The organism is Lysobacter sp. Root983, from assembly GCF_001429345.1.
In the GTDB taxonomy this organism is placed as follows: domain Bacteria; phylum Pseudomonadota; class Gammaproteobacteria; order Xanthomonadales; family Xanthomonadaceae; genus Lysobacter.
This window is the reverse complement of record NZ_LMJO01000012.1, coordinates 619,850-635,775: the sequence shown is the minus strand read 5'-3', so window position 1 is coordinate 635,775 and position 15,926 is coordinate 619,850. Positions and strand designations below refer to the sequence as shown.

The 15,926-nt window shown below is 69.6% G+C and carries 18 protein-coding genes; 6 read left to right on the top strand and 12 right to left on the bottom strand.

Annotation, left to right across the window (positions count from 1 at the left end; genetic code table 11):
• Window positions 1-63 precede the first annotated feature (63 nt).
• Window positions 64-555 carry a hypothetical protein gene (locus ASE43_RS10150; protein ID WP_157499828.1) on the bottom strand — a complete coding sequence of 164 codons (492 nt, stop codon included), beginning with the start codon at window positions 553-555 and terminating at the stop codon, window positions 64-66.
• A 232-nt stretch (window positions 556-787) separates the two neighbouring features.
• Between ASE43_RS10150 and ASE43_RS10145 the strand changes: the two genes are divergently transcribed.
• Window positions 788-1,291 (top strand): hypothetical protein, encoded by a 504-nt coding sequence (locus ASE43_RS10145; protein ID WP_057160374.1) that lies wholly within the window; start codon window positions 788-790, stop codon window positions 1,289-1,291.
• 34 nt (window positions 1,292-1,325) lie between these two features.
• Here ASE43_RS10145 and ASE43_RS10140 read toward each other — a convergent pair whose 3' ends face one another.
• Together ASE43_RS10140 and ASE43_RS10135 are read right to left on the bottom strand one after the other, a co-directional pair.
• Window positions 1,326-2,090 (bottom strand): lytic transglycosylase domain-containing protein, encoded by a 765-nt coding sequence (locus ASE43_RS10140; RefSeq protein WP_235568686.1) that lies wholly within the window; start codon window positions 2,088-2,090, stop codon window positions 1,326-1,328.
• A gap of 28 nt (window positions 2,091-2,118) precedes the next feature.
• Window positions 2,119-2,724, bottom strand: a complete 606-nt coding sequence (locus ASE43_RS10135; RefSeq protein ID WP_057160372.1) for a hypothetical protein — start codon at window positions 2,722-2,724, stop codon at window positions 2,119-2,121.
• A gap of 247 nt (window positions 2,725-2,971) precedes the next feature.
• Between ASE43_RS10135 and ASE43_RS10130 the strand changes: the two genes are divergently transcribed.
• Both ASE43_RS10130 and ASE43_RS10125 read left to right on the top strand, forming a co-directional pair.
• On the top strand, window positions 2,972-4,258 hold the full coding sequence (locus ASE43_RS10130; protein WP_057160653.1) for an APC family permease: 1,287 nt from the start codon (window positions 2,972-2,974) through the stop codon (window positions 4,256-4,258).
• Between the two features lie 241 nt (window positions 4,259-4,499).
• Window positions 4,500-5,906 carry a S8 family peptidase gene (locus ASE43_RS10125; protein ID WP_057160371.1) on the top strand — a complete coding sequence of 469 codons (1,407 nt, stop codon included), beginning with the start codon at window positions 4,500-4,502 and terminating at the stop codon, window positions 5,904-5,906.
• A 63-nt stretch (window positions 5,907-5,969) separates the two neighbouring features.
• Here ASE43_RS10125 and ASE43_RS10120 read toward each other — a convergent pair whose 3' ends face one another.
• The 3 genes from ASE43_RS10120 to ASE43_RS10110 all read right to left on the bottom strand — a co-directional run bounded on the left by ASE43_RS10120 (window position 5,970) and on the right by ASE43_RS10110 (window position 9,085).
• The gene (locus tag ASE43_RS10120; protein ID WP_157499824.1) at window positions 5,970-6,458 is read right to left on the bottom strand and encodes a hypothetical protein; all 489 of its coding nucleotides are present in this window, start codon (window positions 6,456-6,458) and stop codon (window positions 5,970-5,972) included.
• 179 nt (window positions 6,459-6,637) lie between these two features.
• The gene (locus tag ASE43_RS10115) at window positions 6,638-7,813 is read right to left on the bottom strand and encodes an MFS transporter (protein ID WP_235568684.1); all 1,176 of its coding nucleotides are present in this window, start codon (window positions 7,811-7,813) and stop codon (window positions 6,638-6,640) included.
• Between the two features lie 378 nt (window positions 7,814-8,191).
• Window positions 8,192-9,085, bottom strand: a complete 894-nt coding sequence (locus tag ASE43_RS10110) for a LysR family transcriptional regulator (protein WP_057160369.1) — start codon at window positions 9,083-9,085, stop codon at window positions 8,192-8,194.
• A gap of 84 nt (window positions 9,086-9,169) precedes the next feature.
• Here ASE43_RS10110 and ASE43_RS10105 point away from each other — a divergent pair, with 84 nt between their 5' ends.
• Window positions 9,170-9,946, top strand: coding sequence for an NAD(P)H-dependent oxidoreductase (locus ASE43_RS10105; protein WP_057160368.1), 777 nt, complete (start codon window positions 9,170-9,172; stop codon window positions 9,944-9,946).
• 429 nt (window positions 9,947-10,375) lie between these two features.
• On the opposite strand, the gene ASE43_RS10100 is transcribed toward ASE43_RS10105, so the two are convergent.
• From ASE43_RS10100 to gnd, 3 genes are all read right to left on the bottom strand, one after another.
• A complete protein-coding gene (locus tag ASE43_RS10100; RefSeq protein WP_057160367.1) occupies window positions 10,376-11,146 on the bottom strand; it encodes an N-acetylmuramoyl-L-alanine amidase in 771 nt (256 codons plus the stop codon).
• Between the two features lie 250 nt (window positions 11,147-11,396).
• Window positions 11,397-11,903 (bottom strand): hypothetical protein, encoded by a 507-nt coding sequence (locus ASE43_RS10095; protein ID WP_057160366.1) that lies wholly within the window; start codon window positions 11,901-11,903, stop codon window positions 11,397-11,399.
• 76 nt (window positions 11,904-11,979) lie between these two features.
• Window positions 11,980-12,885 carry a phosphogluconate dehydrogenase (NAD(+)-dependent, decarboxylating) gene (gene gnd / locus ASE43_RS10090; RefSeq protein ID WP_057160365.1) on the bottom strand — a complete coding sequence of 302 codons (906 nt, stop codon included), beginning with the start codon at window positions 12,883-12,885 and terminating at the stop codon, window positions 11,980-11,982.
• 155 nt (window positions 12,886-13,040) lie between these two features.
• Between gnd and ASE43_RS10085 the strand changes: the two genes are divergently transcribed.
• Window positions 13,041-13,409, top strand: coding sequence for a GFA family protein (locus ASE43_RS10085; protein WP_056178548.1), 369 nt, complete (start codon window positions 13,041-13,043; stop codon window positions 13,407-13,409).
• A 16-nt stretch (window positions 13,410-13,425) separates the two neighbouring features.
• Here ASE43_RS10085 and ASE43_RS10080 read toward each other — a convergent pair whose 3' ends face one another.
• Window positions 13,426-13,800: a putative quinol monooxygenase gene (locus ASE43_RS10080; RefSeq protein ID WP_082607252.1), complete on the bottom strand. Its 375-nt coding sequence runs from the start codon at window positions 13,798-13,800 to the stop codon at window positions 13,426-13,428.
• A 37-nt stretch (window positions 13,801-13,837) separates the two neighbouring features.
• Entirely contained in the window at window positions 13,838-14,278 is a 441-nt protein-coding gene (locus tag ASE43_RS22150; RefSeq protein WP_057160364.1) for a pentapeptide repeat-containing protein, read from the bottom strand.
• A gap of 81 nt (window positions 14,279-14,359) precedes the next feature.
• Here ASE43_RS22150 and ASE43_RS22145 point away from each other — a divergent pair, with 81 nt between their 5' ends.
• Window positions 14,360-14,590: a hypothetical protein gene (locus ASE43_RS22145; RefSeq protein WP_057160363.1), complete on the top strand. Its 231-nt coding sequence runs from the start codon at window positions 14,360-14,362 to the stop codon at window positions 14,588-14,590.
• On the opposite strand, the gene ASE43_RS10065 is transcribed toward ASE43_RS22145, so the two are convergent.
• Window positions 14,587-15,855: an alpha/beta fold hydrolase gene (locus ASE43_RS10065; protein ID WP_057160362.1), complete on the bottom strand. Its 1,269-nt coding sequence runs from the start codon at window positions 15,853-15,855 to the stop codon at window positions 14,587-14,589. The two genes, ASE43_RS22145 and ASE43_RS10065, sit on opposite strands and share 4 nt — an antisense overlap.
• Window positions 15,856-15,926: the final 71 nt, after the last annotated feature.

Here is a 15,926-nt window from a genome sequence, read left to right as displayed (position 1 = left end):
GAACGCTGCGCGCGAACACCCGCGCCGCGCGGCGGCTTGCGCCCTCGCTCGTCGCGGCCGCGCTCATATCGACGTGTTCGCCTGCGCAGTCGGCAGGGTCTGGTCCGCCGCCGGCACCAGCAGCACTTCCACCGGCTCGCCGGGGTTGTGGCTGCGGATGCGGAACTCGCCGGCATCCAGCTTGAGGATATCGGTCGGATAGACCTGGCCTTCCTCGATGATGGTCAGCTGACCGCCATCGAACTTCCATTGCGCCTGCAGCGGGGTGCCGCCCGGGCCGTCGATCACCAGATGGCCGTCGGCGAGGAAGGCGTAGGTGGTGCCCTTCTCGACCGTGGCCGACTCCTTGACCTCCCAGACCTTGCCGGCGAACTGCGACGGCGTAGCCGCGTTCGCGACGGGCGGCGTCGCTTCGGCGACCGGCGCGGCGGTCTCGGCGGCGGCCGGCGTGGCCGCCGGTGCGGCCGCTTCCGGCGGTGCCGCCGGCTTGCAGGCGGCCAAGCTCAGCGCGACGAGGGCGGCGAGTACGTAAGCGGAACCGGGATGACGACGCATGCGGAGCTCCATGAATGCGGTGACGAACGAAGCGCACATTAGCACCGCGACGTTAACGCCAAGCGCAGGCGCGCCGCCCTCACGTCGCGGTAACCCGGCCGCGCCCAAGCTCGCCGCGACGGCCGGGCGACGACGCTGCGGCTTGCGCGCCCCAGGCCGCCATCCACGCGATGCGCATCGCGATCGAACGTATCGCAACGCTCTCCAGGACGAAGCTTCGTCAGGAGGAAGCATGAAGATCCGACATGTATTCAGCACGCCCGATCTAGCCAGCGCCCAGGCCGCGATGAACGCCGCCCTGGAAGCCGGTGTGCACGACGACGACATCCTGTTGATCGCGCGCTCGGACATCGAGCTCGCGTCGATCCCCAACGAACGCAAGGAAGCCGACACCGACCTGATGCCGGCCGCGTTGCGCGGCGCCGGTATCGGCGGCGCGGCAGGATTGGCGGCGGGCCTGGCGGTGGTCGCGGCCACGCCGATCGCGCTGACCCTGGCCGGCGCCGCGGCGGCGACCATGGCCGGTGCGATGGTCGGCTGCTGGGCCTCGGCGCTGGTGGGCTCGTCCCTGCCCGATCCGATCCGGCGCAAGTTCCACGACGAGATCGAGGCCGGCCGCATCCTGGTGGTGGTCGACGGCAGCAAGGAACTGCTGACCGCAGCCGAGCCGCGCATCGTCGCCCAGAGCGGCGCGACGCCGCTGCCGTTCGAGGCGCACAAGGCCGCGCTGGCCTGAGGCTAGCGAACCGCGCCGCCGCTTCGCGCTCGCGTCAGCGCTTCTTGCCCGCGCGCTTGGGCTTGGGCGCGAGCGCGGCGCGGTAGTTCTCGTGCAGGGCCTGGACCTTGGCGATGTAGGCCTGGGTCTCGCGGTAGGGCGGTACGCCGCCGTAGCGCGCGACCACGCCGATGCCGGCGTTGTAGGCGGCCGCGACCAGGGTCAGGTCGCCCTTGTAGCGACGGATCAGTTGCTTGAGGTGGCGCGCGCCGCCGTTGATCGAGTCCTCGGCCGAGAACGGATCGACCACGCCGTATTCCCTCGCCGTGGCCGGCATCAGCTGCATCACGCCCTGCGCGCCCTTGGGCGAGACCGCGGCGGCGTTGAAGCCGCTTTCGGCATGGGCGATCGCACGCAACCAGGCGTCGTCGACGCCGGTGGCCTTGGCGGCGGAACGGAACTGCGCCGCGTACTTGTCCAACTGCGGCTTGCCGACCAGGCCCAAGCCGACGTGCGCGGGTTCGCCCGGCGGCGTTTCCACCATGAACGACAGCACCTTGGTCGAGCCGGGCAGATTGCGCGTGCTGTAGACGGTCTGGCCGTCCTGCTGGCGTTCGTAGAGGGTGCCGTTGATGACGCCCATCGAGCCCCACAGGTTGGGCACCTTGGCGACGTTGTCGTCGAACTCGCGCGCCTCGCAGCGCGAGCCCGGCTCGGGCGCGGTCGCCAGGCTGACCGAGCCGTCGCGGCCGACGCAGCGGTAGACCTTGCGTGCGTGCGCGCTGCCGGCCGCCCCCAAGGCGAGCACGGCGCTCAGCACGATCGCCAGCGGCAGGGGCGGACGCCTGTTAATGAGCGGCCGCCGGTTCGCCGGACTGCAGCGCGACCACGCGCACGTCCACGCGCTTGCAGTCCTTGTCCTGGCAGATGCCGTTGATCCAGGCCTCGCCGTTGCCGAACATCACGCCCTTGCCGCTGACGGCCAGCTCGGCGTACTTCTGCTCGGTCACGACCTTGGCGATCGCCGGCGTCACGATGCGGTCGTAGGCGGCGACGAAGGCGGCCGCGTCCTGGATCTTGGTCGGCTTGCCGGCAACGGTCGCGTTGAACGGATAGTCGGCCATCCGGGCCACCGCCGCGGCGTCGTGCGCGGCGACCGCTTTCTGGAAGGCGAGGATCGCCGGCTCGTACAGCGCCGGATCGCCCAGCACTTCCTCGATCGACTGGTTGACCTGGGCCCGGCCCGCGTCGTTCGTGGGCGGCGTAGGCGCGGGATCGGCGGCAGGCGCTTCCGGACTTGCGACCGCGGGCGGAACGGCGGGCGGGTCCACCACGGGCGCGGCAGGCGCGGCGGGCGCGTCGGGCGCGGCAGGCGCCGGAAGCTCGCTGGGCGGCACGGGCTTGCAGGCGGCCAGCAGTGCGACAGTGGCGGCGGTCAGGATCAGCGCTCTCATCGGGTCGATCTCCTTGAGGATCGGCGGCCAGCGGCGGCCGAGGCGTGCGGATAGTAGCGCCGTAGCCGTGATTCCCGGCCTAACGGGCGCCCAACCGGTGGCGGCGGTCGCGATACGGCGCGCCCGCGCTGGATTCGCGGGCGCCCACTCGGGCACTCTGGCCCTCACGCTCCCGCCCGGTGATGCCTTGGAACCGTCCTCGTCCGATCGCACCGGCGCGCGCTCCGCCGACACCGCCCCCGCGACCCTGCGCGCGGTCAGCCGCTGGCAGCTGCTGGGCCTGTCGATCAACGACGTGGTCGGCAGCGGCATCTACCTGCTACCCGCGACCGCGGCCGCCTTGCTGGGCCCGTCCAGTTTGTGGGCGGTGCTGCTGGCCGGCTTCGCGGTCGCCCTGCTGGTGCTGTGCTACGCCCAGGCCGCGAGCTATTTCGACCAGCCCGGCGGCGGCTATCTGTATGCGCGCGAGGCCTTCGGTTCGTTCATCGGCTTCGAGGTCGGCTGGATGCTGCTGCTCACGCGCATCGCCACCGCCGCCGCGCTCAGCAACGGCCTGGCCGAGGCGGTCGCGCACTTCTGGCCGGGCGCGGCCAGCGGCGCGGGACGCATCGCGGTGGTGGTGGGCTCGCTGGCGTTGCTGGTCGCGATCAACCTGGTCGGCGTGCGCGCGGCCGCGCGCGCCGGCGTGCTGCTGGCGGTCGCCAAGCTGCTGCCGTTGTTCCTGTTCGTGCTGCTCGGCGCCAGCCACTTCGATGCCACGGTGGCCGACAGCGCCGGCGCCCTGCCCGGCGACGCGATTCCGCTGCGCAACCTGGGCGAGGCGGCCTTGCTGCTGCTGTTCGCCTACGCCGGTTTCGAGAACCTGCCGGCCGCGGCGGGCGAATACCGCAATCCGCGTCGCGATGTGCCCTTCGCGCTGCTGACCATGATCGCCTCGGTCACCGCGATCTATTTCGCGGTGCAATGGGTGGCGCTGGGCACCTTGCCCGGCCTGGCCGAATCGAAGGCGCCGCTGGCCGAGGCCGCCGCGCGTTTCGGCGGCTGGTGGTTGGCGCTGATCCTGACCGTGGGCGCCAGCGTCTCGATCCTGGGCACCAACAACAACACGGTGATGATGGCGCCGCGCTATCTGCTGGCGCTGGCCGCCGACGGCTACGGGCCGCGCGCGCTGGCGACGATCCATCCGCGCTTCCGTACGCCCGCGGTGGCGATCCTCAGCATCGGCGCGATCTCGCTGGCGCTGGCGCTGTCGGGTTCGTTCGTGCAGTTGGCCTTGTTGTCGGTGGTTTCGCGCCTGTGCACCTATCTGGGCACCGCGGTGTCGGTGCTGGTGTTGCGGCGCCGCCACGGCGACCGCCCCGAAGCGCTGCAACTGCCGGGCGGGCCGCTGATCCCGATCTTGGCGACCTTGCTGTCGTTGGGCCTGCTGGCCAGCGCCAGCCTGAAGAATCTGGTCGCCGCGGCGATCGCGCTGGCGGTCGGCGCCGTCGTTTATCTGCTGCGCCGCAAGCCCGACATCGCGCCCACCGCTTAAGCCGGACGCGGCCGCTGCCTGGGGAGCCCAGGCGGCGGGCGCGGCACAACGCAAGCATCCGAAATCCGTCTTATCGGGGCAGACGCACCTCAAACGTGCGCGATCCGTAGGGATTTCTCCCGATTGACCCTCCTTCTCGGCGCCCGGCACTGTCGGGGCAGGGTGCGACCGCGCCCTCGCCTGCCGCCGTCCGGCCACGCCAATGCCGGGCAGCATCCGATTCCGCTCAAGGGAGAGCCCCATGCGATCGCAGCATCCGAAACTCCGCCACGCCGCACTCGCCGTCGCCTTGTCCGCCGCCTGTCTGTCCGCGCCGGCCTGGTCGGCCGAACGCGTGAATCTCGGCACGCTGGGGCTCAACGGCCCCGTCGACGGCTTCATCGTGCGCTATCGCCCGGGCAGCGCCAGCCGCAGCGATGCCGGCGTATTGCAGCGCAGCCTCAACAACGCCGCGACCGTGTTCGGGCGCGCCAAGCCGCTGAGTCTGCAGCGCGAACGCACCCTGGGCATCGGCGCCGAACTGGTGCGCGCCAGCACCCTGCTCGACAGCGTCGAGGCCGCGACGGTGATGCGCCAGATCGCGACCAATCCGGACGTGGAATACATCGAACCCAACATCCGCCTGTACGCGGTGGCGACCCCGAACGATCCGCAGTTCTCCACTCAGTACGGCTTCGGCACCGGCGCCGGCGGCAGCAATGCCACCACCGCCTGGGACAGCGGCCACCTCGGCCAGGGCAAGATCGTGGCGGTGGTCGACACCGGCATCACCTCGCACCCGGACCTCAACGCCAACGTGATCGCGGGCGGCTACGACTTCATCAGCAGCGCCAGCACCGCCGGCGACGGCAACGGCCGCGACGCCGATCCCTCCGATCCGGGCGACTACACCACCTTCCTGCAGTGCGGTATCGCCAATCCGCTGCCGACCAACTCCAGCTGGCACGGCACCCACGTCGCCGGTACGGTCGCGGCGGTGACCAACAACGCCACCGGCGTCGCCGGCATGGCCTATCAAGCCAAGATCCTGCCGGTGCGCGTGCTCGGCCGTTGCGGCGGCACCATCGCCGACATCATCGACGGCATCGTCTGGTCCTCGGGCGGCACGGTCGCGGGCGCGCCCGCGGTGGGCGCCAACAAGGCCGACGTGATCAACATGAGCCTGGGCGGCAGCGGCGCCTGCAGCGCGGCGATGCAGTCGGCCATCGACGGCGCGGTCTCGCGCGGCACCACCGTGGTCGTGGCCGCCGGCAACAGCAACGCCGACGTCTCCGGCGCCACCCCGGCCAGCTGCAACAACACGGTCGTGGTCGGCGCCACCGATTCGGCCGGCGCCAAGGCCAGCTTCTCCAGCTACGGCACCGGCGTGGACGTGTCCGGCCCGGGCGTGGACATCCTGTCCACGATCAACCTCGGCACCAAGGGCCCGACCACCGCCGGCTATGCCTCCTACAGCGGCACCTCGATGGCGGCGCCGCACGTGGCCGGCCTGGTCGCGATGATGCTGTCCAAGCCCGGCACCGATCCCACCCCGGCCCAGGTCGAGGCCTTGCTGAAGGCCAACACCAAACCCTTCGGCGCCACCCCGGCGCAAGCGATCGGCACCGGCATCATCGACGCCAAGAAGACCCTGGACGCGACGCCGTAACGGCAGCGCCGCATGAACGAAGAACCCCGGCGCGAGCCGGGGTTTTTCGTTGCGGCTGCGTGCTCAGGGCGCGCCGCCGCAGGTGGCGTTGGCGCAGACGTTGCGCTGCTCCAGCGCGCGGTCCATACCCCGCTTGTCGGCGCGTTCGCGATCGGCCCGGCGTTGGGCGACGGTCCTGCACACGCGCTCGACGCGGTTGCTGCCCATCGACTTCACCCGTTCGCAGACCACGCGCTCCTCGGCCGACTGCTTGGGCGCGGCTTCGATCCAGGCCAGGTCGTCGCTGACCTGGACACGCTGGCTCTCGTCCAACTGTTCGTAGCTGCGTCCTTGCAGCAACTGGAACAGCGCGTCCTGGCGCTTTACGACTTCGCGCCGCAGATCCGCCGGAAGGCGGCCGTAGGCGCCGCTGCCGGCGTCGATGTCGCTGCGGATCTGGCGTTGCTGCACCAGCACCGTGGCGGCGTCGAACGACTTCGCCTCCTGGGCGACGGCGATAGGTGCGGCGCACAAGGCCGCGATCAGAATCAAACTCAAACGAAATGCGCGCATGGTTCCCTTGCCTGCAAAGAGGCCGGACGACCGGTCGCGCCCGTCTCGTGTCTGTGCGGGCGCGCGCGTCCCCGGTCGCCCGCGCCGGCACGCGTGTGCGTACCGGCACGCTCGATGCTAAGTGAGCGTGCCAGCGAGCAGAGGCCACGCAGCGATTCCGCCAAATTCGGACAAGTCGTTCAAGCCGGGCAGTCCGCGACCGCCGCGCCGGCGCGCGCCTGCGCCGACATCAGCCACAGCGACAGGGCGATCGCGACCGCGACGATCGCCGCCGCCGCGTAGCCCAGGGCGCCCACGCCGATCGCCTCGATCACGCGGCCGCCGACCAACGCGCCCACGCCGATGCCCAGGTTGGCGCCGGAGATGTTCAGCGAGGCCGCGAACGCCGACGCGCCCGGCGCGGCCTTCATCACCCGCACGTGGCTGACGATGAACAAGGCGGCCTGGGTCACGCCCCAGACCGTCAGCGCCAGGGTCAGTCCCCAGGCCGAACCGATCGCCGGCACCACCGCCAGCAGGCCCAGCGCCATCGGCGCGCTGAACAGCAAGGACGCGCCGATCGGATTGCGATCGACCAGGCGCCCGCCGATGCTGTTGCCAATCAAGCCGACCGCGCCGAAGGCCATCAGGGTCCAGCCGATCCAGCTGCCGTCGAAACCGGCCAGGCGTTCCAGCAGATCGGCCAGATAGGTGTAGGCGGTGAACATGCCCGTGAACAGCAGGGTCGACAGCAATACGTGGCCGATCAGCAGCGGATCGCGCAGCACCCGGAACTGTTCGGCCAGGGGCGCGTGCGCGCGTTCAAGACGGGTCGACGGCAGGAAGAAATACAACAGCGCCGCCTTGCCGAACGCGACCGCCGCCAACGCGCCGAAGGCCACGCGCCAACCGTAGGCGTCGGACACCAAGGTGCCGATGGGAACGCCGAGCACGGTGGCGCAGATCACGCCGAAGGAAATGATCGAGATCGCGCGGCCGGCGCGTTCCTGTCCGACCAGATCCACCGCGGTCTCGCTGGCCAGCGCCCAGAACACCGGCACGCCCAGCGCCGGGATCAGGCGCGCGAGCGCCATCACGCCGATGTTCGGCGCCAGCGCCGCGGCCAGATTGGACAGACCGAACAGCACCAGCACGATCACGAACAAGCGCTTGCGCTCGAAGCGCGAGAAGTAGGCGGTCAGGAACGGGCCGCTGGCGGCCACCGCGAACGCGAACAAGGTCACCAGCAGACCGGCCTGGGGAATGCTGACGCCCAGATCGCGCGCCAGCGGCGGCAACAGGCCGACCAGGATGAACTCGGTGGTCAGCACGGTGAAACCCGCGGCCGACAGCAGCATGATGGGCAAGAGCAGCACGTGGGGCTCCGTAGCTTGCGAATAGGGCGCGGCCGCGAGCGCCGCCGACGAAGACGGGCTACGCGACGATGGCGGGGGTGGTGGCGGATTGCGCTGCGATCCGCGCTGCGCGGCTTTGCAATCTAGACGGCGCGCATGCATCGATAAACGCGAACGGCGCCGCGTCTGCGTTCCAGCAACGGATCAATCCGCGCAAGCCCGCGCCGCGCATGGCTTTGGCGGGAATTCGATGTTGTGGGAATCACTATCCCAATTCGCGCCGCGTCATTCGACACAGCGCGCGGGCCACGGCTGCGACAGCGACCGTACGAACGCGAGCTTGCGGTACAGGGCGATGATGCGGTTCGCCTTCGGCTCACCGCATCCTACGGTGTCGCCTCAGACCGAGGCGGCGATCTGGTCGCGCAGCCAGCGATGGGCGGGATCGCGATGCGAGCGCTCGTGCCAGAGCATGGACAATTCGAAGCCCGGCAGTTCCAAGGGCGGCTCGACCACGCGCAGCGCGGGCGCGTCGCGCACCAGCCGCTCGGGCAGCAGCGCGACCAGGTCGGTGCTGGCCACGACCGATGTCACGAACAGGAAGTGCGGCACCGACAGCACGACCCGGCGCGACAGGCCCAGCGGTGCCAGCGCTTCGTCGGTGACGCCGTGGAAGCCGCCGCCGTCCGGCGACACGATCACGTGCTCGAGCGCGCAGAACTGCGCCAGGGTCGGGCGTCGCTTCAAACGCGGATGACCGGCGCGCCCCACCAGCACGTAGCGCTCGCTGAACAAGGCGCGTCGACGCAAGCCCTCGGGCGCGCCCTGGGTGGTGTGCAGGGCCAGATCGATCTCGCCCTGTTCGGCCTGCCTGGCCACGCGCGCGGGCTGCATCTGCAGCACCGCCAGACGACAGGCCGGCGCCAGCGCGCGCAGGCCGGCCAGGGCCGGCAGCAGCACCGCCGATTCGCCGTAGTCGGCTGAGGCGACGCGCCAGGTCTGCTGCGCCTGCGCCGGATCGAAGGGGCCTTGCGGCGACACCGCGCGTTCGACCGCCTCCAGCGCCTGCCGCAACGGTTCGCGCAAGGCTTCGGCGCGCGCGGTCGGGCGCATGCCGCGCGGTCCCGGCAACAGCAACGGGTCGCCGAACAGGTCGCGCAGCTTGGCCAGATGCACGCTGACCGAGGGCTGCGAGAAATTCAGACGTTGCGCCGCGCGGGTCACATTGTGCTCGGCCAGCAGGGCGTCCAGGGTGACCAGCAGGTTGAGGTCCAGCCGCCGGAGATTATCCATTGCTATACCTGGAATATTGAGAATTCATTTCCAATATACCTGGACGGGTTCTAGCCTGCGCGCACCCTCTCTCCGAGCCTTCGCATGAACGTCCTGCTCGTCTACGCCCATCCCGAGCCTCGATCCTTGAACGGCGCGCTCAGGGACTACACCGTCGAACGCCTGCGCGCGGCCGGTCACGAGGTCCAGGTCTCGGACCTGTACGCGATGGACTGGAAAGCCGTGTTGGACGGCGACGATCACCTGGACCGCCCCGCCGACGCGCCCTTCCATCCGGTGCTGGACTCCAAGCGCGCCTACGACAGTGGCCGCCAGAGCCCCGACATCACCGCCGAGCAGGACAAGCTGCGTTGGGCCGACGCGGTGATCCTGCAGTTCCCGCTGTGGTGGTTCACGATGCCGGCGATCCTCAAAGGCTGGGTCGATCGCGTCTATGCCTACGGCTTCGGTTACGGCGTGGGCGAGCACTCCGATGCGCGTTGGGGCGACCGCTACGGCGAAGGCACCCTGGCGGGCAAGCGCGCGATGCTGGTCGTCACCACCGGCGGCTGGGAGTCCCACTACGGCCCGCGCGGCGTCAACGGCCCGATCGACGACCTGCTGTTTCCGATCCAGCACGGCGTGCTGCACTACCCGGGCTTCGAGGTGCTGCCGCCCTACGTGGTCTACCGCACCAGCCGCATGGACGAGGAGCGCTACGCGGCCGTGCGCGACGGCTTAGGCGAACGCCTGGACGCGCTGTGGACGACCGCGCCGATTCGGTTCCGTCGCCAGAACGGCGGCGAGTACGAAATACCCGCGCTGACCCTGAAGCCGGAAGTCGCACCCGATCGGGTCGGATTCGGCGCGCATATCGAGTAAGCGAATCTTTAGACGATGCGCGCTCTCAGTTGCTGTCTCCCCCTTTGAAAAAGGGGGATTAAGGGGGATTTGCTGTTGCCCCACCCACCGGCATCACCATCAACCGCCGCTGCAGATCGAGTAGACCAATCTTTAGGCGGTGCGCGCCCGCAGTCGCTGTCTCCCCCTTTGAAAAAGGGGGATTAAGGGGGATTTGCTGTTGCCCCACCCACCGGCATCGCCATCAACCGCCGCTGCAGATCGAGTAGACGAATCTTTAGGCAGTCCGCGCCCGCAGTCGCTGTCTCCCCCTTTGAAAAAGGGGGATTAAGGGGGATTTGCTGTTGCCCACCCACCGGCATCGCCATCAACCGCCGCTGCAGATCGAGTAGACGAATCTTTAGGCGGTGCGCGCCCTCAGTTGCTGTCTCCCCCTTTGAAAAAGGGGGATCAAGGGGGATTTGCTGTTGCCCCACCAGCCGGCATCGCCATCAACTGCCGCTGCAGATCGAACAGGATCTCGTCGTCGCCTTCCAGCCAGCCCTCGCTGTCCTGGCCGCGATAGTGGCGATGAAAGGCGCGCTGCGCCGCGGCGGGATCGCGCAGGTCGTAACCGATGGTGCGCAGCGCGGCCCAGCGGTCGAAACCCGCGGGCGCGGCGGTACGCTCGGCGCGCGGCCACAGGCCGAAGCCGGCCTCGGCCAGGCGCGACCAGGGGAACAGCGCGCTGGGATCGTGCTTGCGCGTGGGCGCGATATCGCCGTGGCCGACGATCAGTTGCGGCGGGATCGACAGGCGCTGGGTGATGTCGCGTAGCAAACGCAACAAGGTCTGAATCTGGGCCTCGGCGAAGGGCACGCTGCCGTCGTTGTCCAGTTCGATGCCGATCGAGGCCGAGTTGAGGTCCTCGATGCCGCCCCAGTTGGCGGCGCCGGCATGCCAGGCGCGGTCCTGTTCCGAGACCAGTTGGTACAGGCGTCCATCGGCGCCGATCAGGTAGTGCGCGCTGACCCGGCGCTCGGGATCGCCCGCGCTGAGCACGCGCAGGGCGCCCTCGGCGCTGTCCATTTCGGTGTGGTGCAGCACAATCAGCTGGGCCCGGCGCGGGCTGTAGTTGGGCGAGCCGTGCCACTGTGCGAGCGGGTTGCGCGCGGGCGCGCTCGCGCAGGCGCCGAGCACGGCGATCAACAACGCCGCGATGCACAGACGCAGCGCGTTCACAGGCCGAACGCGTACGGCGTTTTCAGAGTCGAGCTCTTCGGAAACGAGCTTGCTGGAACCGGATTTATTGAAAGCGGCTACCGACTGCACCATCGCGCTCCGTTCGCATCGCAGCCGGATCGTCGCACGACGCCCGCTCGCAAGCGAACCAGCGTATCGCGATCACGACCATGGCGGCCTTCGGCGCCAGCCTGCTGCGGCCTACGGCCAGGACGCGGCGGGCCGCGGTGCCGGAGGCCGCCACCCTCGCCTATTCGATGGCCGACGCGGCCGCGGGGCGGCGGATCTGGCGGCGCAAGCCGATGCCGTACACCAGGTAATAGCCGACCAGGGTCGCCGCGATCGCCATCGTCAACGGGCTGGCCTGCGACGTCGGCATCCCACTGGAGAACGCGCCGCCGGCCCAACGCCAGGCCAGGCGCCCGATCAGCAGCAGCGACAGCGCGCCGCCGATCCAGGGGTTGGGCGTGTAGTACGCGGCCTTCATGCACGGCTCGACATGGGTATGGCGCAAGGCGAATACGCCGATCGCGGCGCCGATCAGGCTGCCCGCGAGCACGCCCGGCCACACGTGCGGCAACATGACCGCACCGAAGATCAGGGCCAGCATCGCCACGCCCAGGATCGTCAGGCGCACCAGCGCGCGCCGCGGCCGGTAGGCCTGGCGGCCGAACTGGCTGCGGATGCGGCGGTAGTAAATCCAGCCGATGCCCGCGGTGGCGAGTATCGGCGTCATGGCGGGCAGGCTCAGTTGCATGGTCGCGCTCCAGGGTTCAGGCGCACTTTGCGCCGGCCGCGCTGCGCAGGCTAGGTGCCGGAGGTAACTTTCCGCATTAGCCGGCCTTGACCTTGTGGCCGCCGAACTCGTTGCGCATCGCCGCCAGCAGCTTGTCGGCGAAGGAATCGCTTTCGCGCGAACGCAGGCGCTCCAGCAGCGAGGCGGTGATCACCGGCGCCGCCACGTCCAGGTCGATCGCCTCGGCCACGGTCCAGCGGCCCTCGCCGGAGTCCTCCACGTAGGGCGCGATGCCGTCCAGGGCCGGATTCCTGCCCAGCGCGTCCGCGCCCAGGTCCAGCAGCCAGGAGCGCACCACGCTGCCGTGGCGCCAGATCTGGGCGATCTGGTGCAGGTCCAGGTCGAAGCCGGGTTTGCGCTGCATGATCGCGAAACCCTCGGCATAGGCCTGCATCAGGCCGTACTCGATGCCGTTGTGGACCATCTTGGTGAAATGCCCGGCGCCGCTGGGCCCGACCCGGCCCCAACCGCGGTCCGGTGCCGGCGCCAGCGTCTCGAACAGCGGGCGCAGGTGTTCCACCGCGTCCTCGTCGCCGCCGATCATCAGGCTGTAACCCTCGGCCAGGCCCCAGATGCCGCCGCTGGTGCCGGAGTCCACGAAGTGCAGGCCGCGTTCGGCCAGCTCCGCCGCGCGCCGCATCGTGTCCTTGTAGTTCGAATTGCCGCCGTCGATCACGCTGTCGCCAGGGGCCAGCAGCGGCAGCAACTGGGCCAGGGTTTCGTCGACGATGCGGCCGGCCGGCACCATCAGCCACAGCACGCGCGGCGCCGGCAGGCCCGTCACCAGCTCCGCCAGCGAGGCCGCGCTGCCGATGCCGCGCGCCGCCGCCTGTTCGCGCGCCGTCGCGCCGGGGTCGTAGCCCGTAACGCGGTGCCCGCTACGCACCAGGCGCTCGGCCATGTTCGCGCCCATTCGGCCCAAGCCGACCATGCCCAGTTCCATCGCCCGCTCCCGCTGTAAGGTTGTGGCAGTGTATGGGGCCGGCCGGGCAGGCCCGCAACACGCTCCTCACGCAGCACTGCGTTGCACGGACGCTGCTGACAGGAACTGACACGCGCCCGGGCGATCATGGACCACAACCCAGCGAGGACCCGCTCATGCCCCTGCAAGGCAGTTGCCACTGCGGCAAGACCCGTTTCGAAGTGACCGAAGCCCCGACCGAAGTGACCCGTTGCACCTGTTCGATCTGCAGCAAGCGCGGCGGCCTTTGGGCTTACTACACCCCCGCCCAGTTCCGCCTGCTGACGCCGCTGGAAGACGTGGCCACCTACCGCTGGAACACCGGCATGGTCGCCCACCACTTCTGCGCCACCTGCGGCTGCACCACCTACGGCGAAAGCCCCAGCTGGGTCGATTTCAAGCCGGATTTCGACAACCCCAAGATCAGCATCAACGCGCGCCTGCTCGACGAGTTCGACCTGGACGCGGTGCCGGTGACGGTGATCGACGGCAAGAACCTGTGGTGAACGCGGCGGCGCGGCCCTAGAGGCCGTGCCCGCCCACCGGGTGGGTGGTGGTGCCGGCATCGAAGCCGGCGATCATCGGCATCGCGCGCGCGATCGCCGCGCGCACGGCCGGCAGCTTGAGCGAGGCGGCGTGGCTGTCCTGGCCGTCCCAGACCTCGGTGATCCAGATCGCGTCGGCATCGCCGGCGTCGTGGGCGACGATATAGCTCAGGCAGCCGGGCATGTCGTGCACGCCCTCGAGCAGGATCGCGACCAGTTCGTCGCGCTTGCCCGCATGGGCGGTCATCTTTCCGATCAATCCGTACATCGTCTGCGCTCCTGCGGGGCTCGCGCGCACCGGCGCGAAGGCGGCGCCGGTCGTGAGCACGAACTCGCGTCGCTTGCGGTCCATGGCGCGCATCTTAGCGCCGCCGCGGTCGATCGCGACCTCAGTCGGCCTTGACCATGCCCGCCGCGTCGGGATCGAAGCCCGGCGGGAACCGGGTAGTCGCGTCGTACTCCGCGCCCGACAGCCGACAACCGCCCAATGTCGCTTCACGCAGGTCGGCACCTTGCAGCCGCACGGGACCACCCAGCGCATCCAGTCCCATATCGGCATCGCGCAGGCACGCGGCGTACAGCCTCGCACCCTTGAGGTTCGCGCCTCTGAGATCGGCCCCTTCGAAATCGCAGCTCGACAGGTCGGTCTCTTGCAGCAGTGCCGCGTATAGGCTGGCACCGGTACAGTTGCGGCCGCGTAGCGTGGAAATGCCGCTGGCGAGCAAGCCGTCGAGGTCGGCGCCCTCCAGATCCGAGGATTCCGCGGACACGTAGCAGGCCATCAGGTGGCGGCCATCGTCATCGACGATGGTGACTCGACGCTTCGACATGACGCCTCCTACACAGCGCCCGATTATGATCCAGGCGCGCGGGTTCGCACGAGCGCGCGCTCTCCACCCGCCGAGGTGCCCATGCCCTGGACCCGCGACCGACTCGATGCCGAACTGGCCGCGCTGGAGACCCAGCTGCCGGCGGTGGAACACGATGTCGACCGCCACGACGTGCTCGCGCGTTTCGCGGTGTTGGCCAATCCCATACTCGAAGCCGCCGCCGCGGACGACTACGCGCATGCGCTGGACCGCATCCAGGCCATGCTGGCCGCGCGCGGGCTGGTGCTGGAGGACGACGGCGTCGCCGGCTAGGCCGCGCTGGCGTCGAACAGTTCGGGGCCGTAGGCGGTCAGGCGTTCCAGCACGCTGGCGCGGTCCGGGCATTCGAAGATGCGCACGCGGCGCTCGACGAAGGCCTGCGAGGCCTCCTGCATCAGGAACGGCAGGTCCTGGTCGTCGCCGACGATGTAGATCGACGGCTTGCCCAGGATCAGGGCCCAACCGGCCTCGTAGAGCACGCTGGACACGATCCTCTTCGGATAGAACAGGATGAAATGACGGCTCTCGCGCAGCGCCGCCATGTCCTTGCGCAGCGCGAGTTCCTCCGGATCGAAATCCTCCATCGTCGGCATCGTGGCGCCGGCGTAGAACACCGAGGTATAACCGCAACGCTGCTTGAGCACCTCGATCATCGCCAGCACGGTGGCGCGGTTGTCGGCGTACTCGGCGTCGCCGCTGTGGCCGGCCATGGCCGCGGCCACGAACACGTCGTACTTGAAGCGGTCCAGGGCGATGCCGATGCGTTCCCTGACCCAGGCGTAGACGTCGCTGTCGCGGTCGTCGGGTTTGACGATGGAGGTATGCGAGCCGCGCACCACCTTGATCCGCGACGAGGTCAGGCCGATGCCCGCGCTCAGCGAGTCCACCCAGCGGTCGTAGACGGCCTCCACCGCCCAGGTCGGGATCGTGGTCCGGCGCAAGGTGCTGACGCGCTCGTCCAGGGCGATGTGGTTTTCGAAGCTCAGGTTGATCTTGCGCACCAGCTCGCCGTGCGGCCGCAACGCGCGCGCATCGAGGGAGAACGCGCCCAGCCAGCCCGGCACCCGCAGCGCTCCCAACTGCGGCGTCGCCATCAGCAGCAGGCCGGCGATACGGTTGAGCGCGTCGTGTTCGCCGGTTTCCAGCAGGCGATGGATCGTGGCCTTGCACAGCAGTCCGCCCATGCTGTGGCCGATCAGGACGATGCGCTTGTAGGCCTTGAGCTGGTCGCGGATCAGATCGGCCAGCACGCGCGCTTCGTCCTCCAGCGCGATCGATCGCGTCCAGGCCCAGCGCCCGGCCGCGGTGCGGTACTGGTACATGCCGACGTCGACCTCGGGCAGATCGTCGTACAGGAAGGCGGGAAAGCGGCCCCAGGTCGCGCCCGGCCCGTAGCGGCTGCCGCCCAGACCGTGCACGAACACCAGCAGACTGTCGTTGGCGCTGACCGGGCTGCGCTGATGCACGACCAGCGCTTCCTCGCCCAAGCGCGTGTAATCGGCCGGATCGGCGTAGGCGGCCTGCGACTCGCGTTTCATCGTCGTCCTCTCCATGAACGCCACGATGTCCTGACATCCAACGGCGCCGAGGCCGCCGACGGGCCAGCGCG